The 25,951-nt window shown below is 42.2% G+C and carries 21 protein-coding genes and 4 pseudogenes; 12 read left to right on the plus strand and 13 right to left on the minus strand.

Annotation, left to right across the window (positions count from 1 at the left end; genetic code table 11):
* Positions 1–322: 322 nt before the first annotated feature.
* The 11 genes and pseudogenes from bicA to AC6IZ0_RS13660 all read left to right on the plus strand — a co-directional run bounded on the left by bicA (position 323) and on the right by AC6IZ0_RS13660 (position 8,722).
* Positions 323–2,029, plus strand: coding sequence for a bicarbonate transporter BicA (bicA, locus tag AC6IZ0_RS13610; protein WP_497726059.1), 1,707 nt, complete (start codon positions 323–325; stop codon positions 2,027–2,029).
* 115 nt (positions 2,030–2,144) lie between these two features.
* Positions 2,145–3,530 carry a cation:proton antiporter gene (locus AC6IZ0_RS13615; protein ID WP_497723403.1) on the plus strand — a complete coding sequence of 462 codons (1,386 nt, stop codon included), beginning with the start codon at positions 2,145–2,147 and terminating at the stop codon, positions 3,528–3,530.
* Between the two features lie 38 nt (positions 3,531–3,568).
* On the plus strand, positions 3,569–3,904 hold the full coding sequence (locus AC6IZ0_RS13620) for a cation:proton antiporter subunit C (RefSeq protein ID WP_271734882.1): 336 nt from the start codon (positions 3,569–3,571) through the stop codon (positions 3,902–3,904).
* Complete coding sequence (locus AC6IZ0_RS13625; RefSeq protein ID WP_497723404.1) at positions 3,901–5,328, plus strand: cation:proton antiporter; 1,428 nt, start codon at positions 3,901–3,903, stop codon at positions 5,326–5,328. The genes AC6IZ0_RS13620 and AC6IZ0_RS13625 overlap by 4 nt, the downstream gene beginning before the upstream one ends.
* A complete protein-coding gene (locus AC6IZ0_RS13630) occupies positions 5,325–5,717 on the plus strand; it encodes a Na+/H+ antiporter subunit E (RefSeq protein WP_271734878.1) in 393 nt (130 codons plus the stop codon). Before AC6IZ0_RS13625 ends, AC6IZ0_RS13630 begins: the two co-directional genes overlap by 4 nt.
* A complete protein-coding gene (locus AC6IZ0_RS13635; protein ID WP_271734876.1) occupies positions 5,714–5,965 on the plus strand; it encodes a hypothetical protein in 252 nt (83 codons plus the stop codon). The genes AC6IZ0_RS13630 and AC6IZ0_RS13635 overlap by 4 nt, the downstream gene beginning before the upstream one ends.
* Positions 5,962–6,240, plus strand: a complete 279-nt coding sequence (locus AC6IZ0_RS13640; protein ID WP_497723407.1) for a monovalent cation/H(+) antiporter subunit G — start codon at positions 5,962–5,964, stop codon at positions 6,238–6,240. The genes AC6IZ0_RS13635 and AC6IZ0_RS13640 overlap by 4 nt, the downstream gene beginning before the upstream one ends.
* Positions 6,233–6,763, plus strand: coding sequence for a DUF4040 domain-containing protein (locus AC6IZ0_RS13645; protein WP_280802108.1), 531 nt, complete (start codon positions 6,233–6,235; stop codon positions 6,761–6,763). The genes AC6IZ0_RS13640 and AC6IZ0_RS13645 overlap by 8 nt, the downstream gene beginning before the upstream one ends.
* Positions 6,764–6,776: 13 nt before the next feature.
* Positions 6,777–7,438: pseudogene (locus AC6IZ0_RS13650) on the plus strand (Na(+)/H(+) antiporter subunit B).
* A 215-nt stretch (positions 7,439–7,653) separates the two neighbouring features.
* Positions 7,654–8,151 carry an L-histidine N(alpha)-methyltransferase gene (locus AC6IZ0_RS13655; RefSeq protein ID WP_497723409.1) on the plus strand — a complete coding sequence of 166 codons (498 nt, stop codon included), beginning with the start codon at positions 7,654–7,656 and terminating at the stop codon, positions 8,149–8,151.
* The gene (locus AC6IZ0_RS13660) at positions 8,099–8,722 is read left to right on the plus strand and encodes a hypothetical protein (protein WP_497723411.1); all 624 of its coding nucleotides are present in this window, start codon (positions 8,099–8,101) and stop codon (positions 8,720–8,722) included. Before AC6IZ0_RS13655 ends, AC6IZ0_RS13660 begins: the two co-directional genes overlap by 53 nt.
* Here the strand turns inward: AC6IZ0_RS13660 and AC6IZ0_RS13665 are convergent.
* Both AC6IZ0_RS13665 and AC6IZ0_RS13670 read right to left on the minus strand, forming a co-directional pair.
* Positions 8,695–9,672, minus strand: coding sequence for a type IIL restriction-modification enzyme MmeI (locus tag AC6IZ0_RS13665; RefSeq protein WP_497723412.1), 978 nt, complete (start codon positions 9,670–9,672; stop codon positions 8,695–8,697). The genes AC6IZ0_RS13660 and AC6IZ0_RS13665 overlap by 28 nt on opposite strands.
* Positions 9,626–12,115, minus strand: a complete 2,490-nt coding sequence (locus AC6IZ0_RS13670; RefSeq protein WP_497723413.1) for a class I SAM-dependent DNA methyltransferase — start codon at positions 12,113–12,115, stop codon at positions 9,626–9,628. Before AC6IZ0_RS13670 ends, AC6IZ0_RS13665 begins: the two co-directional genes overlap by 47 nt.
* A gap of 251 nt (positions 12,116–12,366) precedes the next feature.
* On the opposite strand from AC6IZ0_RS13670, the gene AC6IZ0_RS13675 reads away from it, so the two are divergent.
* Complete coding sequence (locus AC6IZ0_RS13675; RefSeq protein ID WP_497723415.1) at positions 12,367–13,143, plus strand: Uma2 family endonuclease; 777 nt, start codon at positions 12,367–12,369, stop codon at positions 13,141–13,143.
* Positions 13,144–13,327: 184 nt separating this feature from the next.
* Here the strand turns inward: AC6IZ0_RS13675 and alaS are convergent.
* The 11 genes and pseudogenes from alaS to AC6IZ0_RS13730 all read right to left on the minus strand — a co-directional run bounded on the left by alaS (position 13,328) and on the right by AC6IZ0_RS13730 (position 25,830).
* Positions 13,328–15,969 (minus strand): annotated as a pseudogene (gene alaS, locus AC6IZ0_RS13680) (alanine--tRNA ligase).
* Positions 15,970–16,135: 166 nt separating this feature from the next.
* Positions 16,136–16,830: pseudogene (locus AC6IZ0_RS13685) on the minus strand (ATP-dependent Zn protease).
* Positions 16,827–17,306 carry a hypothetical protein gene (locus tag AC6IZ0_RS13690; protein ID WP_497723417.1) on the minus strand — a complete coding sequence of 160 codons (480 nt, stop codon included), beginning with the start codon at positions 17,304–17,306 and terminating at the stop codon, positions 16,827–16,829. The pseudogene AC6IZ0_RS13685 and the gene AC6IZ0_RS13690 overlap by 4 nt, the downstream one beginning before the upstream one ends.
* Before the next feature lie 37 nt (positions 17,307–17,343).
* The gene (locus tag AC6IZ0_RS13695; RefSeq protein ID WP_497723418.1) at positions 17,344–18,927 is read right to left on the minus strand and encodes a phytoene desaturase family protein; all 1,584 of its coding nucleotides are present in this window, start codon (positions 18,925–18,927) and stop codon (positions 17,344–17,346) included.
* Between the two features lie 52 nt (positions 18,928–18,979).
* Positions 18,980–19,315, minus strand: coding sequence for a hypothetical protein (locus tag AC6IZ0_RS13700; RefSeq protein WP_280791872.1), 336 nt, complete (start codon positions 19,313–19,315; stop codon positions 18,980–18,982).
* Positions 19,316–19,394: 79 nt separating this feature from the next.
* The gene (gene rdgB / locus AC6IZ0_RS13705) at positions 19,395–19,973 is read right to left on the minus strand and encodes an RdgB/HAM1 family non-canonical purine NTP pyrophosphatase (RefSeq protein WP_271734862.1); all 579 of its coding nucleotides are present in this window, start codon (positions 19,971–19,973) and stop codon (positions 19,395–19,397) included.
* 16 nt (positions 19,974–19,989) lie between these two features.
* Positions 19,990–21,427, minus strand: a pseudogene (locus AC6IZ0_RS13710) (phosphoglucomutase/phosphomannomutase family protein).
* A 42-nt stretch (positions 21,428–21,469) separates the two neighbouring features.
* On the minus strand, positions 21,470–23,110 hold the full coding sequence (locus AC6IZ0_RS13715; protein ID WP_497723420.1) for an alpha/beta hydrolase: 1,641 nt from the start codon (positions 23,108–23,110) through the stop codon (positions 21,470–21,472).
* A gap of 109 nt (positions 23,111–23,219) precedes the next feature.
* The gene (locus tag AC6IZ0_RS13720) at positions 23,220–23,777 is read right to left on the minus strand and encodes a DUF2382 domain-containing protein (RefSeq protein WP_497723422.1); all 558 of its coding nucleotides are present in this window, start codon (positions 23,775–23,777) and stop codon (positions 23,220–23,222) included.
* A 171-nt stretch (positions 23,778–23,948) separates the two neighbouring features.
* Positions 23,949–24,764 (minus strand): DUF2382 domain-containing protein, encoded by an 816-nt coding sequence (locus AC6IZ0_RS13725; protein WP_497723424.1) that lies wholly within the window; start codon positions 24,762–24,764, stop codon positions 23,949–23,951.
* A 223-nt stretch (positions 24,765–24,987) separates the two neighbouring features.
* Positions 24,988–25,830, minus strand: a complete 843-nt coding sequence (locus tag AC6IZ0_RS13730; protein ID WP_497723425.1) for a DUF2382 domain-containing protein — start codon at positions 25,828–25,830, stop codon at positions 24,988–24,990.
* Positions 25,831–25,951: the final 121 nt, after the last annotated feature.

Genomic DNA, 25,951 nt, shown 5'->3' on the forward strand with positions numbered 1-25,951 from the left:
GATATCTGCATTCTTTTTTAGAATTGACATATAAATTAATATAGTTTCTGCTTATATATTTGATTATTTTCTATGTATTTCCTACTAACCATAGCTTTATATCTATGGAAAGAATTTAATTTATTTAATATTTATTTAAAATTCTGGCTTGTAATTGGTTGATAAACCTGTAGACTATCTTTAAGGGTAACTCATAACTCATATAAGTTTTTCAGGTAATTAATTGTTACTCCCTTTGACCCAAGCCTTCTCTATGGGCGATGACTATTTAGTGATTCGTCGTAGGAAAGGTAAATTTTCTGCAACAAATTATACCTTTAATATGCAATTGACGAATACTATACATTTTAGAAACTTACAAGGGGATTTATTTGGCGGCCTAACTGCCGCCATCGTTTCCTTACCTCTAGCACTGGCATTCGGTGTTGCGGCATTCGCTGCTGCCCCTGACCCGGCTATCGGTCCGGCTGCTGGCCTTTATGGTGCGGTTTGCGTCGGCTTTTTCGCCGCCTTATTTGGTGGAACTCCAACTCTGATTTCTGAACCTACCGGGCCGATGACCGTGGTCATGACTGCTATTGTCAGTTCGATGATAGCGAGTAACCCAGAGAACGGCTTGGCAATGGCATTTACAGTAGTGATGCTGGCGGGGATATTTCAAATCTTATTCGGAGTATTCAAGCTGGGTAAATATATTACCCTCATGCCCTACAGCGTCATTTCTGGTTTCATGTCTGGCATTGGCGTGATCTTAATTCTGCTACAAATTGCCCCCTTTTTGGGACAACCTAGTCCTAAAGGTGGGGTTTTGGGAATGGTGCAAGCCTTGCCGGAACTGTTGAGCAAGATTAATCTTGCGGAAACCTCCTTGGGATGCATGACCTTGGCAATCATTTTCTTAATACCATCTAAATACAAGCGTTTTGCTCCACCACAATTAGTTGCTTTAGTAGTAGTCACAATAGTTTCCCTGGTATTTTTCGGCGATGATAACATCAGAAGAATTGGGGAAATTCCCATGGGATTACCAACATTACAAATGCCTACCTTCAATGGATCACAAATTACTGTGATGCTGATTAATGGGGTAATGTTGGGGATGCTCGGATGTATTGATACTTTGTTAACTGCGGTAATTGCTGATAGTTTGACTCGTACCGAACACAAATCTGATAAGGAGTTAATTGGTCAAGGTATTGGTAACATAGTATCTGGTTTATGTGGTGGGCTGCCTGGGGCGGGTGCTACCATGGGAACAGTGGTGAATATCCAAACCGGTGCTAAAACAGCTTTATCTGGTATAACTCGCGCCTTGATTTTACTGGTGGTAGTTTTGTGGGCATCTAGTTTAACTCAAAGCATCCCCATGGCAGTGTTGGCGGGTATTGCGCTTAAAGTGGGGATTGACATTCTCGACTGGAGCTTTTTAAAACGCGCTCATCATGTGTCCCTCAAAGGGGCGGTGATTATGTACGGTGTCATGTTCTTAACCGTATTTGTTGACTTAATTATTGCTGTGGGTGTGGGAGTGTTCATTGCCAATATTTTAACCATTGAACGTCTTTCGCAGTTACAAGCTCAGGATGTCAAAACCATTACCGATGCTGATGATGCCATTGTCTTGAACGATGAAGAGAAGGCATTATTTGATCAAGCTAATGGGCGGGTGGTCTTATTCTACCTCAGTGGACCGATGATCTTTGGAGTTTCTAAAGCGATCGCCCGGGAACATTCAGCAATGGCCGACTCCGACGTATTGATTTTAGATATCAGCGATGTGCCAATGTTGGGTGTAACCGCATCTTTAGCCATTGAAAATGCCATTAAAGATGCTTATGAGCAAGGTCGTAAAATCTTAATTGTTGGTGCTTCTGGGAAAGTGAAACGCCGCTTAGAAAAGCTGGGTGTGTTGAATTTCGTCTCCCGGGAGCATTGGTTTATGAATCGTGCCGAAGCACTTAGCAGAGCCTTGGCTTTAGTAGATACCTATGCAGTCAGGGAGAGCAACCCTACCAAATATCACTCCTGATCTGAGGTTAATGGCTGCAAGTATGAAGGTTCATTATTTAACTAGATGTGTAAATTACTGTTTCTTGCAGTCATTTATTTAACAGGATAATTAATCAATATCACAGATAAGTAACATGATTTTTTCGGAATTGATAGTTAACTCCTTTTGGCAAAGTCCTTTTCTCGCGACCACGAACGAAGCTGAAAATGCCCCCATTGTCTTGGCTGGTGTATTACTCAGTTTAGTAGTTATTTATCTTGCCAGTAAAATTGGCGGTGAGTTGTCTAGAGTCATAGATTTGCCTCCTGTTTTAGGTGAATTACTGGGCGGCGTGTTGGTAGGTGCTTCGGCTCTACATTTAGTGGTATTTACTGAGAGTGGAGCAGCTGCTGCCGACTCCGCCATTATAAGTGTCCTGCAATTGATTAACAACATCAGCCCCGAAGCAGTAACAGAAATTTTTCACAGCCAAAGTGAAATCATTTCCGTCCTGGCGGAACTGGGTGTGATCATTCTGTTATTTGAAATTGGTTTGGAATCAGACTTAAAAGAACTGACAAAAGTCGGTTATCAAGCAACAGTTGTAGCTTGTGTCGGGGTAGCTGTTCCCTTTGCGGCTGGGACAGCAGGACTGCTGTTCTTATTTCATGCTCCCTTAATTCCGGCAATTTTTGCAGGTGCGGCACTGACAGCTACTAGTATTGGTATTACCTCAAAAGTTTTGTCGGAACTTGGGCAGTTAAAATCTCGTGAGGGGCAAATCATTGTCGGTGCGGCTGTCATTGATGATATCTTAGGCATTATTGTCTTGGCAGTAGTGGCGAGTTTGGCCAAAACAGGGGAAGTTGATATCTTAAATGTCATCTATTTAATTGTCAGCGCTACAGTTTTTCTCGTCGGCTCAATTTTGCTGGGTAAATATTTCAATCAAAGTTTTGTGGTCATTGCTGATAAATTGCAAACGCGCGGCAACTTAATTATACCAGCATTGATATTTGCGTTCTTGATGGCTTTTTTGGCTAATGCTATTCATTTAGAGGCGATCTTAGGGGCATTTGCAGCTGGCTTAGTTTTGGATGAAACGGATAAACGCAAAGAGCTAGATGAGCAGGTCAAACCGATTGCTGATATTTTAGTCCCAGTTTTCTTTGTTGCAGTTGGTGCCAAAGTTGATTTAGGTGTTCTTAATCCTCTAGTTCCGGGAAATCGTGAGGGTTTAATCATTGCTACCTTCTTAATTGTGGTCGCAATCATTGGCAAAGTTGTCACTGGTTGGTCAGTTTTTGGCCAAGCTAAAATTAACCGATTAGCAGTTGGTGTAGGGATGATTCCCCGTGGTGAAGTCGGGTTAGTATTTGCGGGGATTGGTGCTGCTAGTGGTACTCTGGATAAACCACTACAGGCTGCGATTATTATCATGGTGATTTTAACAACCTTCTTAGCACCACCTTTATTGCGGTTTGCATTTAAACAACCACCGGCAGAAAAACAATCTTTAGAGGAAGCCAAAATTTCATAGGCTAGCTAATTATTCTCACTAATAAACAGACAGTTACCGTGTTAGATGCATCTATCTTGTTTACCATATTGTGCGGATTTTTAGGCATAATTTTGAAAAAGAACCTGGTCATGAAGATCATCTCCATGGATGTTATGAGTACTGGGGTAATCGCCTACTATGTGCTAATTGCATCACGGGCTGGCTTATTCACACCCATTGTTTCTCCTGGGGAAAATCCCACCTACGCCGACCCGGTTCCCCAGGCGGTGATTTTAACAGCAATTGTGATCGGATTTTCCATTCAGTCTTTAATGCTGGTATGTGTGATGAAGCTGGCGCGGGATAATCCCACTTTGGAAAGTAACGAAATCGAGAAGAACAATACCCCATGAATACCATCACCATCACCTGGATTGCACTACCATTTTTTTTGGGGTTCGTTATTTATCTTCTCCCCCAACTTGATCGATATCTGTCCTTAGGTGTCACCGTAATTTCCGCTGTATATGCCTTCCAGGTTTTTGTACAGGATTCCCCGTTAACACTGGAATTACTGGATAATTTCGGGGTGACATTACTGGTTGATCAGTTAAGTGCCTACTTGATATTAACTAATGCTCTGGTGACGGCAGCAGTGATCCTCTACTGTTGGGGGAAACAGAAGACAGCGTTTTTTTATACTCAGGCTATCATCTTACATGGTAGCGTTAATGCGGCGTTTATCTGTGCGGATTTCATCAGTTTATATGTAGCCCTTGAGGTGGTGGGTATTGCAGCCTTTCTTCTGATTTCCTATCCCCGTAGTCAACGCTCTATTTGGGTGGCGTTGCGTTATTTGTTTGTCAGTAACACGGCAATGCTGTTTTATCTGGTGGGCGCTGCTTTGGTTTATCAAGCCAATCGTTCCTTTAGTTTTGCTGGGTTGAGTACAGCACCTAACACAGCGCTCGCCCTGATTTTTCTCGGACTATTGACAAAAGGGGGCATCTTTGTATCAGGACTGTGGTTACCCTTGACCCACTCAGAATCAGAAACACCGGTATCAGCTATGTTATCAGGAGTGGTGGTTAAAACTGGTGTTTTTGCCTTAGTGCGCTGTGCATTAATGGTGAGTGAGGTTGAACCCATTGTTAGGATATTTGGAGTGGGGACAGCCCTACTGGGGGTAATCTATGCTTTATTTGAAAAGGATACCAAGCGCACCCTGGCATTTAGTACTGTTTCCCAATTGGGGTGGATTCTAGCAGCGCCGGCGGTGGGGGGTGTTTATGCCTTAGGCCATGGGCTGGTCAAGTCTTTGTTGTTCCTGATTGCAGGGAACTTACCCAGCCGTAATTTCCAGGAACTGCGATCGCAGCCCATGAATACTAGGATCTGGATTCCCTTAGTTATTGGTAGCTTGTCAATTTCCGGCTTTCCCTTGTTAGTAGGTTTTGGGGCTAAGATGTTGACATTGAAAAATGTCCTACCTTGGCAAGAGATATTAATGAATATTGGGGCTGTGGGAACAGCTATAGTTTATGCCAAATTCATTTTTCTACCCCACAAGAAAGAAGCGGACATTCCCTCCGGTTTATGGCTACCGATAATCATATTAACAGGGGGAATTATTGGGGGGATGCGGATATATGACGATGCCTACACAGTACAGAATATCATCAAATCCCTGGGAATCATCGGCATTGCCTGGTTCGAGCATTTTTGGATTTTTCAACAGTCAGTACTGACTTTGCCACGTGTACTTGAGCAATTTGAACATCTAATTGGTTTCATGAGTCTGATGTTGCTCCTATTGTTGGGGATGATACTAGCATGATTGGGCATTTAAATCTGATATTGCGACTGACTATTTGGTTTTTGCTTACCTCGGATTTGAGTGTGGCAAATATCATTATTGGTGTTACCGTTGCACTGTTATTACCTGGTCGTCAGAGAGTACCAGAAGCATTAAGGGATTGGTTGCGTGTTCTGGGTGAGGTGCTTGTGGCCATTCCCCAGGCGTATTTTGAGGCGGTGGAAATAATTTTCCGCCCCCATAATCACGAAGATGTAATTATTGAAAGAGTTAAACCCCAACGCACCCCGGGGCTGATTTTCCTGGATATCTTCTTGATTACTTTTACACCTAAAACTATTGTATTAAAATATCATGAACAGGGGTGGTATGAAGTACACCGAGTCCGAAGACGGAGGCCACAGGGATGAATCCGGTAATGATTGCGATGATTTTGGCTTTGTTCATACCCATGTATGAGGCTTGGCAAGATGATGATATTTGGCAAAAAATGTTAGCTTTTGCCAGTATTGCCACCAAAACATCAATTATGATTCTGATGGTATCCGTCTTACGTGATGATTGGATGATTGGCGTGGTGGGGATTATTATCCTGAGTGTGGGTAATGCGGGATTAATGTTATTGGCACATCTACTGAAGCGCATGGGTAATTTATGATAGAGATAATTAGTTATATTTGCATAGGTTTAGGCATCGCCTTTTGGTTTTGGGGAACCTTCCCCCTCTTGGGTCATCGCTCGGTATTATTTAAGCTCCATAGTCTTTCGGTGGCGGATACCCTCGGCTCTATGAGTATTATTTTCGGACTGCTGCTGAAAATACCCAGTGAATGGCCTTTGCTGCTTTTGGGTCTTATCTCCTTGGCAATTTGGAATACAGTCTTGGGCTATGTGTTGGCATACTGCTCTACCAGCGAGGCTGACCATGAATGATAATTATATCTATATAATTACCGCCCTGTTACCCTTATCCGCCTTGATGGTGGTACTTCAGGTCAACCCATACAATGCTTTGGTTGTTCAGGGAATATTGGGCGCTGTGGCGGCTTTGGTGTTTGCTGTTTTGGGCGCAGCAGATGTGGCTCTGACCCAAGCTTTAATGGGGACTTTCCTAGCTGTTACTCTATATGCGATCGCCGTGCGTTCATCTTTGGTTTTGCGTCTGGGGGTAATCGCAGACGGGGAAGACCATTTTCAGCCATTGATGGAGGAATTACGCCGAATTTTTCGTAAACACTATATGCGTATTGAGGTAATTACTTATATCAATAGCAAAGAATTACACAAAGCTCTTATAGATAAAGAAATTCATGCTACCTGTGACCAAGGGGATGAGACTGGGGAGCAAAGCCAACCCTATCACACTGTGACTAGAATTCAACGCATCTATGAAATCATCAAGGCTGAGATTTCGTCACCATTGACAACTATATCCTATGTAAATTTACCAAAATAGAGGACAACTAGCTATGAAATGGGTTTACATTGCCGCTGGCATAGCGTTTTACTGTATCCTGTTAATTATCCCCAATTCCCTCAAGGATTTAGGAGATATGTCTGTAGTTGCATCCATTGTCAAAGATAGTGGTATACCCAATGCAGTCACCGGGATTATTCTCAGAAATCGCCTCTATGACACAATCTTTGAAGTAGTAGTATTTACCATCGCCATCATGGGGGCGCGGTATCTGTTAGCTGATGAGAAACCTTTATCAGAAATTTCTCAGTTACAAGACGAACCATCAATTATCCTGGCGCGTTTGGGTGCGACTATTTCTGCGTTAGTAGGTATCGAACTAGCAATTAGAGGACACCTAAGCCCCGGTGGTGGTTTCGCCGCTGGGGTAGCGGGGGAACAGCGATCGGCTTAGTAGCCATTACCTCCTCACCCGAATGGATGCAAGGGATTTACAAGCGCTGGAAGGCTACTATGTGGGAGAAGATTTCGGTGCTGGTTTTTATTGTCTTAGCAGTGATAACATTGAGTGGATTTGAATTACCCCACGGAGAATTAGGAACTCTTTTTAGTGGTGGCGCGATTCCCTTGCTTAATTTATTAGTAGCAATAAAAGTTACCTTGGGGTCTTGGTCTGCAATTGTGGTGTTTATTCACTATCGGGGATTATTTTGATTGCTGTCAAACAGTCAATATTCAGTAGGGTGTGTTACCACTAACCGGGTTTGCATGACCCGGATAAAGTGACAATTCACCGTAACACACCATATTAAACATGGTTGATAGATTTCATTATCAGTAATTACCCTGTTATGATATGATATTTAAATTTGGCAGTCGTAACCTCTATAGTTATAGTCTTAATTTAGCTCCTCAAATTCTACTCCATAATGATACCTAAAAAAACCTATAGTAATTCCCAACCTTTCCCAGATACAACTCGTTTAGTGGAGCCAAGTCTAGAGTTTAACTCTATTTTCTCCCATGGAGAACTTTTAGAGTTAGTTCACTCATTAGAACTCAAACGGGAAATACCTTTAAAGTATGGTTACAAAGGTCCAGGTGGTAAAATATGGCATAGTTTTTATGAAAAATATCTTATCCCTCAATGGTTTCAACCTAAAAACGTAGAGATTGATTTATTACAGGACAATTTTGACTATATTAATGGCTCTCAATGGCTAACCTCAGGCGATAGCTCTGAAAATTACCAGAGGATAAATATTATAGATGTAGGTGCTGGCAATTCTTACCCAGTGAAGAAATTTATTTCCCGACTGGTTAAATTAGGTAGAGTAAATAAATATATTGCCTTGGATATTAGACCAGGAACTTTTGAACGTATCAAAAGCCAACTTGACTCAATGGTTTCCCCAAGTTCACTTTGAGAGTTACACGGTTGATATAGAAAATACTCCTATTTCACCGGAGATTTTAGGGCGTGAGGATATACCTAAGATATTTTTACATTTAGGTGTAACTATTGGCAATCATCAAGACAGAAGTAAAGCCTTACAAAACTTCCGACACAGCATGAACCAAAATGATTTGCTGGTGTTCACTAACGAAATTGGTGCTAATTCCCAATGGGATGGAATAGCTCGGGGTGGGTTGAAGTATCATGTGGACGGAATATACAGATGGGTGACTGACAAGTTAGGCATAGCTGCGGAGGATTGCCAGCTTGTGAGAAAGTATGATACAATAACGGATAGCGTTACAGCTAATATTAAATTTCATCGCCACTATACTATAAACTTCAGGGAGTTAGGTATAGATAAAACTGTGGAAATTTTGGCAGATGAAGAGGTGACTATTTGGAGACACCATAAACATCAGATACCGGAACTTATGGAGGAGTTGGCAACGGCAGGATTAGAAGTTGTTCATTATAGTTGTAACAAGTACCTATCACATATTATGGTGATTTGTCAAGTTGCTGAGTCTGTTTCTACATAGCGCCAGCGTGTCACGCCATGGTCATGGGAGCTAACTAGAATGTTGAACCATTCTAAACTTTCTAAATGGTCGCCAATCACTTGCTTTTGTCCCTGGGTAAGTTTAAACTGTTTCATAACCTGTTCTAAAGTCCAATCACCGCAGTGAGTGCGTAATAAATCCCGAATGGCTGCAAGTTGTTCTTTGGATTTTTTGGGGAATGGTTGCTGCTGTGCGGGTGTAATTGTAGTTTCTGGGATTGTGGTGATACCTGCAATGGCTACTTGGGTATTCACTTCATGGGGTGCTTGATATTCCGGACGCAACCACCGAATTAAATTATTTCGTTCTTCCCCAGCGCGTTCAGCGTTGAGGGTGACTAATTGGGTGAGAATTTGCTCATCACTGAGATTCGGTGACCATCCGTAAGCAGCAAAAACCGCCGCGTCTAGTTCATCATGAATTGATTTGAGGATGGACACTAAAGCTTTATTATTATATTTTCTATCGGCATCTGTGAAGGGTTCCCCCGTGCGTAATTTTTCTAGGAGGTTATACATCCCGGTAATTGTGACATCGGGATGTTGGCTTTGTACTTGTTTGCGGTGTGCGTCGAGTTTTTCCCCTAAGTCGCGGATTTTTTGTTTTTGTTCTGCTGTGGGTTCGGGGAAAGGGAAGGGGTCGAAGCATTTTGTTTTAACATAAACTCCACCCATCCCTAATGTCCCACCTGCTGCTAAAGCCCAAGTAACATGAATCTTACTGGAAAGAACACCTAAAAAGTAGGCATCATCAAGAGCGATCGCAATTAGTTTATTATCGGGAATAACACCTTGATCTAAAAATATAAACACCCGGTGTTTAGCTGTTTCTACAGTGAGAATATATCGCTGTATATCTTGCAATGCTAGCCTAAGTTCAGGTCTAGGGACGACCAAATACCCACCAGTTTTTGCGTAAATTTTGATCACGATTAGCATCTCGTTCTGGTTTGACTTTCTCTAAAACCCATTGATATGCTTGAGGATAAAGTTTTTCAGCTTCGGTTACACTCAGACCAAAGAAATCAATAATCTTGACATGGCGAGAGCGTTGCAATATATCTCTCCCATTAGTGTAAGTAAATAATATTTCTGACTCAATTTTAGTAAAATCAACTGGTTCTATAATAAACCCAGAACCAAAAAGCATCATACCGCGGCTGGAAAGTTGATCATTTGCTTTGAGAGGTTGGATATTAGTAAGATTAGCACCGCTTCGGAGATTACTAAAAATCACCCCGACATTTTGCCATGCAATATCAATTAAATCTGCCGTATCTTCTGGGGTTTCTCCCTCCCCCTTCAAGATTACCTCCCCCAATTGTACCACCTGAGACCCTGGGGAACCTTCCAACTCCGCCGCAGTCATAGCAATTCGCACCGCAGCACCGTCATCAGTCCAAGGGTGGTCAGGAATGGCAAAAATTAACTTAATGGGGTGCTTTGCTTTTAAATGATATTCTATCACACTCCTTAACCGCACCTGACTAATAGTATTAGTCGTAATCAAACCAAAGCGCTTTACCAGACCCTTTCTGACTAAATCTGCAGCTTTGTGCCACCAATACATGACAAAATCAACAGTATCCGGTACATCTTGATATACTTGACGCAAGGTTTCAGTATAACCATCACCCAATAATTCCCGCATTCTGGCATTACCAATAAACGGCGGGTTGGAGACAATATAATCAGCCTCTGGCCATATTGCCATCCGCGGATTACTATAACTATAAATAGGGATTTGGTCTTGAGGGTCTGGAACATCTTCCCCCGTGACTGGGTGCTTCATAGTACGTCCACCCCAACGGGTGCGGGTTTGGTGAGTGGTGGGGTCAATGGCGGGTTTTTTGCTATCCCAACCTAACACCGCATCTCGATATTCAATATTATTAAATTTCTGTAACACTGGTTCCGGTGGGGAAGTGTTGCCAAATTGTTTAAAATACCATTGTAAATAACCAATCCAGATGACTAATTCGGCAATACTAGCAGCTCTGGGATTTACTTCAATACCTAAAAACTGAGAAACATTAACTTGGTCTAAAACACTAGATTGATATTGTCCGGTAATATCAGCTATGCGGCGAATAACCTCCGCTTCCAGAGTTTTGAGTAAATCCAAGGTGACATACAAAAAGTTACCAGAACCACAAGCAGGGTCAAGAATTTTAATAGTTCTCAACTTTTGCAGAAATTCTCTGATTAATTTTACCGCTTTCTTTTTCTGGGTCGCCGTTGGTTCTAAGTCTCCTGGAACTTTTAATAACTGGTCTACCACAATTTCTGTTTCTAACCAGTCTTGGCGTAACGGTTCTATCACCACTGGACGCACTAACCTTTCCACATAAGAACGCGGCGTATAATGTGCGCCCAACTTACTGCGTTCTTTGGTATCCAAAGCCCTTTCTAATAAAGTTCCAAAAATTGCCGGTTCTACCTGGCTCCAATCTCTTTTAGCTGCTTGTAATAATACCTCTAATTGGGACTTTGGTAAATCAAAAGCTGTGGCATTTGTAAACAAACTACCGTTAAATCTTAATATACTATCAAAACCAAAGGTTCCCCCTTCGTCCATGGTACGCCATAAAGTTTCAATCTCTGGCTTAAAGCTGCTGGGTTGACATAGCCATCTTTGGGTTAATGCTTCAGTAAATACCCCTCTTTTGAGTAGTTGCACATCTTCAGCAAACATGGTAAATATACAACGCATCAAAAAATTAGCCACTTCTTGGGGGTGATGTTGCTGTTTTTCTAACCAATAGGCTAACTGAGCTAAATCACCCGCCACATCTCGTGTTACTTTGGCTCTAATTTTCTCTGGGTTGCGCTTTTGGGGTTGCGTAAAAATATCAACAAATAAATCAAAAATATCAGGTTTTAATAAATCATTTAGGTTAATAATTTGTCTGGCTCCATAACCGCCATAATCACCACTAAATCCCATCCACAACTCAAAATGGTCACCAATATCACAAGTTAATAAAAATGGTGGCTTGACCGGTAAATGGGGTGCATAAGCAGTGGCTTGAATAAATGCTTTTTGCATATATTGCTCATAAGCCCTTGTGCCGCGTTTGGGTGTACTATTCCCAGATTTTATAGTTCCCTGTTTGGCTTCTAAGATAAAATGTCCCTGTTTATAAAAATCAATGCGCCCCTGTTTGATGTTTCCTGTAGACTGGGGCATTTTAACATTCTTTTCTAGACAATATGGGTCACCGGGAACCCTACCTTGAGGGGGTGGAGGTGGGACACCTAAAGCCGTACATAAATCTAAACAAAATGAGTCTTTGTTAGCTATTTCATTACCACTAGATCCTTGCCATTTATCTAAAAAAATCTCAACTCTTTGTTGATCAAGTTCCTTCATGTTACTGGTGAAAACAGGTATTTTTGTCAAGAAATATCAAGATAAACGACTAAAAAACCTTAGTTAATTGATGCTATACTAAATATAACATTATCATTAAAGCTAACACTGCTATATAAATACCCGGAGTTGCTGAATTTGAAGATGAGCCAAAATCAACTTACCTAACCGCCATTCTTTGCGCCTTTGCGCCAACTGAAACAGCCAGTTAATTCTCATCAATAGCCCCGTAGATGAAGGTAGCAGACATCATGGTAAAAGAAATATTGTCAACTGAGCTTGCACCTGAACCAGATATCACCCATATTGTTACTGAAGATGATACACCAGTGGATAATTTCCTGTCAGAAAAACAACAGCGCTTATTAACAGAGGTATTATACAACGGTTGGGTTGCACCCGCAGAAACAGAAAATTTTATAGCTGCTGCTAATGTCGGGGTGTTTTACAGTATTGGTTTACCTCCCCTGGTCCCTGATGTGTTCCTCAGTATTGATGTTACCATGCCTTCGGATTGGGGAGAAAAAAAGAACCGCAGTTATTTTGTTTGGCAATTTGGCAAAACTCCAGATGTGGTTATAGAAATAGTTTCTAACCGGGAAGGAAACGAATTAGGCTCTAAATTGAAAGATTACGCCAGAATGGGGGTTCCCTACTACGCAGTGTTTGACCCTTTGCAAATGCTCGGGGAGCAACCACTGCGCGCTTATCAACTGAATATTAGACAGTATTTAGAAATGCATAATTTCTGGTTTGCAGAAATTGGTATAGGTTTAACTTTGTGGTCGGGGGTGTTTGAAGGTAAAGAGGATATTTGGTTACGGTGGTGTGATCAAAATGGGGATGTGCTACCCACTGGGACAGAAAGCGCTCAGTTAGCTAGGGAACAAGCTCAATTAGCTAGGGAACAAGCTCAATTAGCTAGGGAACAAGCTCAATTAGCTCAACAGGAGGCGATCGCAGCCAAGGAACGCGCAGCCCAATTGGAAGCACAATTGAAAGCTCTGGGAATCGAACCAGTCCAGTAATGGGGTGGAGTAAAAACCCTGACTTTAACTCACGTTTTGTTACATGATTTTTAGAAGATGAGGGAGAATAGGGCTGATAAATGCCTACAATAAAAGGTTTTGACTCTTAATCTCCCTATTGGTATACTGTTAATTTAAGGTATATTCACGATAGCGATCGCACCGCAGTGGGTGACATCAGAAATTAACTCAAGGCTGATTTTAAATCACTTTCGGCTTTAGCTAGAGCTTCCGGTAATTTATTGGTGTCGCGTCCCCCAGCTTGAGCTAGGTTTGGTCTTCCACCACCACCACCACCGCAAATTTTGGCTATAGCGCCGACGAATTTACCTGCTTGGAGTCCTTTTTGATTAACTTCGGGGCTGAAGGCTGCAACTATACTGACTTTACCAGCTTCAGGAATAGAACCCAATACCACTGCACCACGAGTCATCTTTTGTAGTAACCTTTCAGCAGCAGTTTTTAATGATTCTGGGTCAACCTCTTCCATCTGCGCTACTAATACCTGATAATCACCTACAGATTCTACTGTTTGTAGTAGACTGTCAGATTTCGCGATCGCCAGCTGTGATTTCAGGGTTGCTAGTTGTTTCTCAGCGCTTCGCAGTTCAGTTTGCAGTGTGGTGATCCGCTCCGGTAATTCTTCGGGTTTCACCTTAAAGCGATCGCTTAAATCCCTAACCACTGTATCACGAACATTGAGATAATCCAAGATAGCCGGACCAGAAACCGCCTCAATGCGCCGCACCCCAGAAGCCACACCCGCCTCTGAGATAATTTTAAAGCTGCCTATTTCGGCGGTATTACTGACATGGGTACCGCCGCACAGTTCCATAGAGACACTGGGAAAGTCAATGACCCGCACCTGTTCGCCGTATTTTTCCCCAAACATAGCCACAGCACCTCTAGCCTTAGCTTCTGCTAAAGGTAACACCTCTATGTTAGCTGGATGTGCTTCGGCAATCCAGGTATTTACCTGTTCTTCAATTTGTTGAATTTCCTCTGATGTCAAAGCGCGGGGACAGTTAAAGTCAAACCGCAACCTGTCAAAGGAGACCAGGGAACCAGCTTGAGATATACCATCATCAACAATTTTCTTAAGAGCCGCTTGCAGTAAATGTGTAGCGGTATGATTAGCTTGAGCGCGACGACGACAAGCGCGATCAATTTGAGCGGTGACAGTATCTCCTACTCGGATTGTACCGCGTTCTATGCGGCCAAAGTGGATAAAAAAGTCAGATTCTTTTTTCACATCTGTAACCCGCACCAACACACCATCACCGGAGACATAACCGCGATCGCCAATTTGTCCCCCAGATTCGGCATAAAATGGGGTTTGATTGAGGACAATTTGAACTTCTGTCCCTGCTTCTGCTTCCTCTTGGGCAATACCATCTATTAATATGGCTTCTACTTTAGCAGTGGAAGCGGGTTGACTATAACCTAGAAATTCCGTAGCGTGGATATGTTCAGCTAACTTGTCTAAAGAACCTTGCACAGTTAAATCAATGGTTTCGTGAGCAGCTTTAGCTCGTTCTACCTGTTTTTGCATTTCAGCATCAAAACCAGCTTCATCCACAGTCAGATGATTTTCGGCGGCGATTTCTTGGGTAAGTTCTAAGGGGAAACCAAAGGTATCATATAAAGTAAAAGCACTTTCGCCGCTAATTTGAGTTTTACCTTGGGCTTTCACCTCTTGAATAATTTCCGCGAGTAGTTTTTCACCTCTATCTAGAGTTTTAAGGAAATTGGCTTCTTCTCGTTGCAGTTCGGCTTTAATTGCTGCTTCCCGTTGACGCACATTGGGGTAAGCTGATTCTGAAAGAGAAATTGCGGTTTCTGCCACTTGGGTGATAAATTCCCCATTAATACCAATTAACCGCCCATGACGGACTACCCGGCGAATTAAGCGCCGTAGGACATAACCACGTCCCACATTAGCAGCGCGAATTTCATCAGCAATCATGTGGACTACAGATCGCACATGGTCACCAATGACTTTGAGGGAAACTTGGGTTTTCTCGTCGCTGCTGTGGTATGATATTTTAGCTATCTGAGCAGCGGTTTCAATAATCGGGAAAATTAAATCAGTTTCGTAGTTATTGGGGACTTGTTGCAGGATTTGCGCCATCCTTTCCAAACCCATACCGGTGTCAATGTTTTTATTTTGCAGTGGGGTTAAATTACCCGATGCATCCCGGTTATATTGCATAAACACCAGGTTGTAAAATTCGATAAACCGGGTATCGTCTTCTAAGTCAATATTTTCATCTCCCCGTTCTGGGTGAAAATCATAATAAATTTCTGAACAAGGACCAAAGGACCCGAGGACCAGATACCCAAAAGTTATCTTCTTCACCCATGCGCTTAATTCTAGCTACTGGTACGCCGATGTCATCGCGCCAGATATTATAGGCTTTCATCATCTTCTTGAAAGACGCTAACCACTAGGCGCTCTGGTGGTAAACCAAAGATTTTTGTGGATAGCTCCCACCCCCAAGCGATCGCCTGTGGTTTAAAATAGTCACCAAAGCTAAAGTTACCCAACATCTCAAAAAATGTATGATGGCGTTTAGTGCGACCAACATTTTCAATATCGTTAGTCCTGATACACTTTTGAGATGTGGTAGCGCGGTTAAATTCCGGTGTGCGCTGTCCCAGGAATATGGGTTTAAATGGTAGCATCCCCGCAATAGTTAGCAGTACGGTGGGGTCTTCGGGAACGAGGGAGGCGCTGGGTAAGATTTTGTGTCCTCGTTGGGCGAAGAAGTCAAGGAATGAATCGCGAATTGCATTACCGCTAAGTTTCTGGGGAGTGGAAGCCATGGGTTGAAAAAGTCGTCTTAATACTTGTTTTTACACAAAAAAATATGCCCCAGGATAGAGTATCTACGCCATAAGTGACTAACAGCCCACCGACAGGTATTTATTCTACTGTTTCTCACCCACAGCGATCTGCTTTTAGCAGTGCTGGCGCTATCACCAGGAGCATCTATAGTATAGGTGATGATGATTCAGCTGTGGCAATTATCCGCTGACAATCCCTGACAGATGCGCCCTGTTCCATCGATTTAACTAAGGCTTGGTAACTAGACCAATTTGCTTGTAATAAAGTCTTTGCTTGTAGCAGATGAAATCGTTGTTTCTGTTCACTAGCGGAAGCAGAAAAACCCAAACCTGCTAAAACTCCCGCTAACTTGCTTTTATCGTCAGTACCGCCTTGTGCATCATTGAAAACTAAAGTTTCGGCGACAATGCCCGCCATCCAGACTGTACAATAACGGTCAAGGATTTGAGCGCTAATTGTTCCCCGTTCTAATTGGGATGCTAATTCCCCATCATCAAATGTCACACCCCCCTGTCCTGGTTGTCCTTGTTTCCAAGCATCCCAAGCAGTGAGAGTATAACCAGTCACAGGGATATTCAGCAGATGTGCAGCCAGAAAATGACCAGCTTCGTGGTGGATGATGCGATCGCGGTGTTGGGGAGAAAAACTAGCAATCCAATCTAAAATTATAGTACCACCCCGCCCTTGTAAACTAAAACTGTCAAAAGTGACTATTCCCAAAATACTAAAGGTGGCGATCGCAGGTACTGCGGGGACAAATGAATTAATGGCCCTAACAAGACTGATAGGGTCATGAGAAATATAGATATTGCTAATAAATTTAAACCAGTTTGACTCATTCCAGGGATTCTCTGAGTTCTTGACACTTAGCCTGTGCAGCTTGGTAAGCCGCTAAATATTCGCCACCACCCAACATCACATTACCATAATACTCATAGGGTGCATCCCCATAAACCGGTAATGGGTCATCCTCCGGATAATCTTCCTGTGATTCCTCAATAATCGCCTTTAATTGTTTCCTGGTAAAACTTTGGGCGGCAAAGTACCAAATTTCTTGAGTTTTTTTGTTTAGGTGTGGTAAACTGGGATCTATAATCTTAATTAAAGAATCCTCCCCAGAGGTATCAGCCAACTCTAGCCAACCATGTTCAATAGGTTGGTAAGGTTTACCCCCTATAGCCAAAAACCCCTGGACATAGTTCGCCTGATCTGTGACTAACAGCGCCCTATAAGCATTATCAAAGGGCTGACGAGCCTTACTTTTAATATTTTGCGCAACTTCCATTGACAGCGTTTCATCCAGTGCCTTGTTCATTGAATGCGGGAATTATGGCATTAACTAGAATATATTATCATTCCCGGCTATGCTGAATATTGCTGATTTTCGCCGAAAACAAAGCCGGAACCTCTCCCCTAACTCCTTGTCCTGTGATCAGTTCCACAACATCCATACCATTACCAATTACCCCTGGTACACTAGGATAGCCAGCAGTAGCCCCCACAAGAAACAAGTTAGGCAACTCTGTAATATATCCTAACCGATTTAACCCCACTTGTTCAGGTACTAACTTTGCACCATAAATATTACCTTGGGGTTGTCCGAGATAAAATTCACTGGTGGTGGGTGTACCAGAAACCTTCATGCGCGCGTACTGGTCTACATCGGGAATTAAATCTCGAACACTGGTCATGATCTGCTGGTAAACTTCCCGTTTCTTGGCTTTATAGCCTTGGTGGTCGGTGTCTTGCAGATGCTTAAATGGTTCGTAAGGGCAGACAGTGGCAATTTCTAAGATATGATGACCTGGTGGAGCTATTCCGGCGTTATCTCTAGATTTCATCGTGGGACAAGATAGGAAAATCCAAGGTTGGCTCAGGTCTCCCTGAAATTGGCGTTGATATTCCCTGTTTAAGTCTCCTGTGGGATAATACCAAATATTCCAGTTACCAATCCTATAATTTTCTGGTTGAAAGCGACTATCTAAACCCAGGTAAATATTAAATGCACTAGTTGAGTATTCGTAATTGGTAAGGCGTTGACGTTCCTTTAAGCTCAAAGCTGTGGTGTCGTGTATTAACTCTACTGTTAATTTGGGGTCAAGGTCGCTAATATAGCCCTTACTAGCTTGGTAGGTTTGATCACCAGCAGTTACCCATTGTACTTGCTTTTGATTAACTTCAATATGCTGGACAGGAGTTGAATATTTAATTACACCTCCCCCTTCGGTGATCGCATCTGTAATACTATCTACAAACTGCTTAAAATGGTATTGAGGATAGTAAGCGCCTTCTGAGTAATCCCAAACTAGGGAAGTGTGGATCAGTAAGGCGATTTCATGAGGTGGTAGTGCATAATCACCACTTTGTCCCCCTAGTACTGCTTGTAATTTGGGTGATAAACCCACATGGTCATATAAGTCTTGTAAAGTCCAGTTGCGCTTTCTAAATAAATGGAAATATTTAGGTAACTTCAACCAGTCTGACCAATTCTGATTATACCAACGTATTTCCCCCCCTAGGCTACGCATTTCCCTATGGATCTGCGCAATTGTGTCACAGTAGCCATTAATAGCAGTTGTCTGATCCGGAAAGGTGGAGAGTAACCGCGATCGCAAGTTTTCCCATCCTAGAGGAATTTTAAAATCTACCTCCGGTGTAATTATCCGGTCTATGCAGTCTGGGTCAAGGCTATTAAAGGGGACATGGCGCTGAATGTAGTTGAGAAATTGCCCAATAGTTTGACTAGGTGCGCATTGAGATATATAATGGACATTAGCGCAAAAACTATAGTCACCATAATCAAAAGTGTGACAACACCCGCCAGGTAGGTAATGTTTTTCTAAAACAGCCACCCTGTATCCTTGCTTGGTTAAACAAGCTGCGGCGGAAAGTCCACCTAATCCAGCCCCCAGAATGACATAATCAAAATTGTGCATCTGGCTGTCCCCTTTTGCTTGATAATTTTTCTAGACCCAGACAACGTAATACTTACTCAGAACCAGATTCACCCCCACCATCTGGGGTAGTCATCATATGTGCGGGAGGTGCGGATTCTGTTTCAATTTCATTTTCTGCTTCTACTTTAATATCTAGCTGTTGATTAACAGTAGCTTCAGGGGTAGATGTGCTTGACTCTGGTTGGTCTGACTCTTGACTAAGACCGGGTTGCTGTGGGGAGGTTTCCCCTTCTTGAGCTAAAACCTGAGATATGGGATTGAAAGCAGTAACAGCCATACTGCTAAATAGTAGCATAAAAGCGACTTTGGCCAAAGACTTCATATCTTTACCTGAATAAGTTTTAACTTCATTTTCAACAATCGTCAAAATCTAGTTATCCTACTCAAGTTAGAACCGCTACAATCTTCAGTCAGATTTCCCAAGAGGGGGAAACATTTAATTTAATTTATGCTTCCAAATCTGCCAACTGAGGAATTAAAGCCTGGAGAGCAAGACCCCGATGGCTAATTGACCCTTTGATCTCCCGTGACATTTGCGCAAAAGTCAATTGCTGCTCAGGAACGTAAAATATAGGGTCGTAGCCAAAACCACCCTCACCCCTGGGTGTATGGAGAATTTCGCCGCGACATACCCCTGTGGATTGTAAAACTATTTTACCATCAGGACGAGCGATCGCCACTGCACAGACAAACTGAGCTTGGCGATTTTCTGAGTTACCTAACTCTTGTAATAACCTAGCAATGCGACCTGAGTCGCTCTGACCATAACGTGCAGAATAAACCCCTGGTGCGCCATTTAAAGCATCTACTTGTAACCCAGAATCATCACCGATCGCCCATTGTCCTGTAGCTTGAGCAATTTGGGAGGCCTTGAGACAAGCATTGTCTGCAAAAGTTGTACCGGTTTCTGCAACTTCTAATTCTGGTGGTTTGAGGGTTAATTCCCAACCAGAATGAGCGAGATAAGCTTGTAGTTCCCGGAGCTTACCGGGGTTACCCGTAGCTACTACCATTGTTTTAGTCATATATTCATTTAAAAGTTTAGGTCGCCCAATTTTTTGCCCAAGCCAAGGTTTGATGTACTTCCTCAAGTGTTGCTGCTTCACAATACAGACGTAACACCGGTTCAGTACCGCTAAACCGAATCATTAACCAGCTGTCATCAGCTAACCGGTATTTATAACCGTCTATGGTTTGACAATCAACTACTGCTTTGAGCGCAATTTCCCTTAATGGTTCGGTTTCCAGTTGTTGTAAAAGACGCGATCGCACTGCCATACTAGCTAAAGGTAAATCAATGCGGTCATAAGCGGAGGTGAAACCTGTTTTCTGTTGTAAATCCCGGTAATAATCGCTTAAATCGAGACCAGATGATACAATAGCTTCTAAAACATACAATGCTGATAGCAGTGCATCACGTTCGGGAATATGACTACCATAGCCGATTCCTCCCGACTCTTCACCACCTAACAACACCTGTGCTGCTAACATTCTATCAGCGATGTACTTGTATCCCACTGCTGTTTCAAAAACTGGTAAATTATGCAGTGCTGCTACCCGGGGAATTAAATCTGAACCACTGACAGTTTTAACAATTTCACCTGTAAAACCCCGCCTTTGGGTAAGGTGGTCGATTAATATAGGTATTAAGATTTGGGAACTCAAAAAGTTAGCTTTTCCATCTACTGCGCCGATGCGATCGCAGTCCCCGTCAAATACTAATCCCACCGTTAAACCTGATGTGTCTGTTTGGCGGTGGCTTTTGATGACTGAGAATAAACCAGATAGGTATTTTGGTAAAGGTTCTGGCGCTCCTCCTGCAAATAAAGGATCGCGGTTACTGTTGATTTCTTGAACCCCATCTTTGAGTAATTTTCCCAATCCCCCAGCTGCCGCACCATGCATGACATCGGCGAATAATGTTAGTTTACCACAGGCGATCGCCTCTTGAATCTTGGCAATATTAACTTTACCTTTTAAGGCTGTGATGTAACTAGGCCAGGGGTTAAATATATCTTGTTTTCCGGGTTTAGCTGCTGGTGGTACACCCACAGATAATAAAGTTTCAATTTCTTTTGTCACTTCTGGCGGTACTGAACCCCCAAAATGACCCTTGACTTTTAGACCTAAATATGTACCGGGGTTATGACTGGCTGTAATAACTAGCGCCCCCAAAGCATTAAGTTCTTTAGCCGCCCAACTAAAAGCCGGAGTTGGGGCGTAGGTTTCGCTGAGTAAAACATCAAAGCCGACAGCGCAGACAGTATCAGACCACAGTGCGAGCAAAGTCCTCGGCCATAAAGCGGCGATCATAGCCGACAATAATAGTTTTGCTGCCAACTGTAGAGTTATATGTATTATATAATACTTGAGCGGCAACTGGTGCCACTAATGCTAGGCGTTCAAAGGTGAACTCATCAGCAATCACCCCCCGCCAACCGTCTGTACCAAACTTAATAGAGTTAGCAGCAACTGGCATGAAGTTATCCTCACTGTTTACGAGAGGATTTTAGCATTTATATTATAATCGAAGAGTGAATTCTTGCAATGCTTGACTCAATGGATCCGCCGAGGAAGAATTTAACAGACTGAGATTGAGAGGATATCGACTGAGATATTGAGCATAAGAGGGTAGTAAATAAGAAGCATATTCGGGGCGATTGACAAGGTGTGCTTCCCAAAAGGCCAGATTCAAAGCCCGAAGGTAAGAATAAGCTGGCGCAGGATTTGGACCGAGTAAAGCCGGTGGTATAGGTAACACATTATTTTCTGGATCTATTTGGGCGATCGCACTGAAATGAGTAGCATTTTCAATTAATACCAAATACTTATTAGGAGTAGTCAACCAGGTAAAAGGCCGAACCTGCTCAGACACCATAGGGGTAGCAATATCCTGACTATTCGCCACCAGCATCACAGGAACTCGAATTTGACTGATTTCACTTTCACCAAAAATTGAACTAGATACAGGATTAATAGCCAATACAGCTTTAATGCGGTCATCTTGGAGTGCATAATCTTTAACTTCTAACTCCGTAACTTGACACTGTAAAAACAGCGACAAATTAAAAGAGGAAATATTCGGACTACAATCTTGTTGCAGTTGATCAAAATTAATCTTGGCTCCTGCCAAACTTAACACAGTGTAACCACCAAAAGAATGTCCCATGGCTCCGACTTGCTCAAAGTTGAGTCCTTGGAGGTTAGGATCTGATTTTTCTCTGCGCTCAAGTTCATCCAGGAGAAATTTAATATCTAAAGGTCGGTTAATAAATTCTTCGGCTTCTAATGGCCCAGCCAAACCCGTCAAGTAGCGCCGAACACGTTCCGCATTACTCCCCGGGTGTTCTAATACCGCTACAGCAAAACCGTGGGATGCTAAATGTTCAACCAAGTAAGCAAAAGAAGAACGGTCAGAAGCAATACCATGAGAAATCACAATCAGAGGAAAAGGCGGCGCTGTTCCTTGTGGTAGATAAATATCTGTGGGTATAATGCGAAGAACATCGCGGGACCTATCCCGGAGTATCAATTCGGTTCGTCGCCAAGTAAACGGACCAGATGCAGCTAAATCCGGCCGTTGCGTCCAATTAATGGGCGCACCATGGGCGATCGCTTCTTGTTGAATCCAAGTTACAACCTCATCCCTTTTCTCTAATACCTGCGATAAATCATCAACTAACTTTAGCCCCTCTGTAAAATTTAACCGTACTGTGGGGGAGGGAAAGTGACGCAGAAAATTCACCACTGTTAAGCCTTCTGGAGAAGCAGCAGCTAGTATTAAAGCACCTCTGATGGCGTAAAAGCCATTTTGCCTTGATTCCGTGCGGATTAAGCCCCCTAAACGGTCTATGAGGTCTTCGCCTATAGGTGAGTAACTCACCTGAGATACAAGAGTGGGAGTAACATTAAATTCCTGCTGTAGCACTTCTCGTAATTGAGCCAGTTGCTGGGGATTAACCCGCCGCGCATAAAAGGAAAATTCATCAGTGATTTTCCCTTTTTGAGCAAATATTGCCAATGAGTCCACACTCAAGGAGAATTCCCCAAAAGGAGGGTAAAAAAAGCTAATCCGTTCAGCCCCCATTCCGGAGGTAGCAGTCATCAAAGTCCATAGTAGCCCTAAAATTGAAGATTGCCAAAATTTTTTCAATAAAATCATGTCCGTTTAATCAAACTCAATAAAAAATGTTTGCTCTTAGTCAGTACAAACTGTTTATTATTATGTATGAATGCTCGGACATTACATAAAGTTTATCAAGTTTATCCGCTTATTTTGCTCCCAGGGGTTTCTCGCCTTTAGAACAACGAGCAAACCATTCCTGATATTTCTTCTGTAGGGACTCATTTGTCACAGCAATTGTAATTTTTACCTGCTCACAGCCGTGATTTTTTTCCTGAGCGATCGCATTTAAAAGTAAACTAGCAATTTTCGGCGAACTGAATTCACCACTCACATTTACATGGGTATTTAGAACCGTTCCTAATGGTCTATCATCCTCGATGAACTCAAGACCAGAAATCTCACCCTGTGTCAAGTCAATTTCTGCCAGTCGTTTATTCTCTGGACTAACTTGCTCCACAATTAATTTTTCACGCCTCACAGGTACTTGTATTATTTGAGTTTCAATTTCTTTGCGAATAATAACCTCACCAAGTTTGGATTTTTTATGATCAGCTATCAATCGTTCTTCTATTAAACGAAAAGTATCTTCTTCCTCAACTTCAGTTGGACTTTTAATCATCTTGTTATTCAGCGTTTTTAGTTCAGTTAATTTATCTACTGTTTTTTGACCATCTGCTTTTTGCAGTTTTAAATATTCAGACATAAGCTCTACTCTTGATAAAATGTTTTGATTACATCACCGTTATCAGGCCTATGGTAGAGTATTTAAACCACCATAGCCTGAGAATCGATAGTGAAGTAGTTCAACCTAGTAACTATTAAAAAAGGCACACCCGCACTTGCTCTTTAATTGGTTATTAGTTGTAATTATTGATTAGCGCTCCTCAACGCGAAGATTAGGAGCATTAACATCTAACTCTTCGTGGCGCACAGTGTCTTGAGTCTCAATTGTTTCTTGCTCTACAACCTTATCGATTTTAATTTCTTCCCGTAAAAAAGCCTCTTTGCGAACTTCAGGAGTCTCTTCATAGATTTCTATACGAGCAACTTCCCCCTCACGGAAGTTAGCTTCGCTAGGAGGAACAACCTGACCCACATCTGTTGGAGTCACACGTTCAATGACAACATGCTCTTTTTCTATGGGAACTGAAACCTTGACAGTTTCACTTTCAACGTGCTTACCAATGACTACTTCTCCAGTTTTTTGGCGAACTTTGTCAGCAATTAACCGTTCTTCATACAATCGTAGAGTTTGATGGTCTTGCTGATTTAGCTTGTACAAAGAAGGTTCATGTTCATAAGTGTAAGTATCACGGTTGTAAGTATGGGGGGTGGTATCGCGATAAACCCCCCTTACCTGTTCTTCATAGTCATAATCAAGTGTTCTACCTTCTTCAAACTCCGGTAAATTTTCCGCCTGTTCCCTAGTCATACCAATGGCGTAGACGTGACCAGCACCATAGTCAATGCGGGAACGTCCAACTGGTAGTAGTACTTTTTTACCAAATATCCAAAAACCTAAATCAACAACTAGATAACGAAAATGTCCCTCTTCATCGACTAAAACATCACTTACTGTACCAATCTTTTCATCAGTCCTGTCGGTGTAGACACCTAAGCCTTGAATATCATTACCTTGAATAGTTTCACGATAATTTGGAGCCACATCTGCCAATCTGTGAAGAGCCATGACATTTACCTTTGAGTTTTCATACCATCTCTTAATGAATAACATAAAGGTTAATTAGCTATTTTCCCTCTTACTATTGACTGAATTAATACATTGATATGACATCAAAAGTTATAGATTTCTGATATTTCTGATAAATTAACCATAAAAGTAGAGGTAGAGGCAAAATTTCCCCTACCTACCTTTGATATGAATCACCAAATTACATTCCCTAATTAGCTACTCAAAAGGCTTGTTCAGGGTTTCTACTAGCTGCATCCATATGTAATTCCCCTGTAGTATCAATATCTAACTGTTCTCGCCGAATGGTGTCTTGTGCTTCTACCGTGTGGCGGTCTACAACCTTCTTAACTCTAATTTCTTCCCGTACAAAGGCTTCTTTGCGAATTTCCGGCCTTTCTTCGTACAATTCTATCCGTGCTATTTCCCCCTCTTGAAATTTAAGAGCTTTTGGGTCTACCACTGTTCCTATTTCTGTGGGAAGAACGCGCTCAATCAAAACACGTTCTTTCTTCACAGGTACTGTCACCTGTGCAATTTGTGTTTCAACGTGCTTACCAACTTTTACCTCCCCAGTCTTGACCCGATGCTTATTAGCAATCAAACGTTCTTCATATAGCCTGAGAGTTTGATGATATTGTTCATTTAAGTTATATAAATCTGGCTCTTTTTCGTAAAGGGATATATCCTGTTGTTCAGAGATATCTCTACTTTCAGGGCGAAAAACAAGGCGCACCTCTTTTTCATAATCCTCATCAACATTGATAGTTTCTTGGTATTCAGGTAAATACTCAACTTGTTCTTTACTCAGTCCGTCAACATAAACACGTTGGGCGGGATAATTAATGTGAGAAAGCCCAATTGGTAGTAATATCTTCTTACTCACAGAGTCGAAGCTGGTGTCAATAACTAAATACCGAAAACGTCCCTCTTGGTCAACTAAAGCATCAGCTACTGAACCAACTCTAACTCCGCCTTCAGTGTAAAGGTCTAAGGTTTTCACGTCATCACCGCCAAATGTTTCTCGGTAGTTAGGGTCAAATTCTTCAAGTTTGTAAAGAGGCATATACTTACAGGTGTAGAATATTTATACCTATCAGCATAAAAATTCTCATCATTGTTTTCCTCTTACTGGCGGCTGAATTGAGGGAATATATTTGATGATTTATGGATAATAAAATTATAAT

The sequence above is a fragment of the Anabaenopsis sp. NIES-4685 genome, from assembly GCF_059725405.1.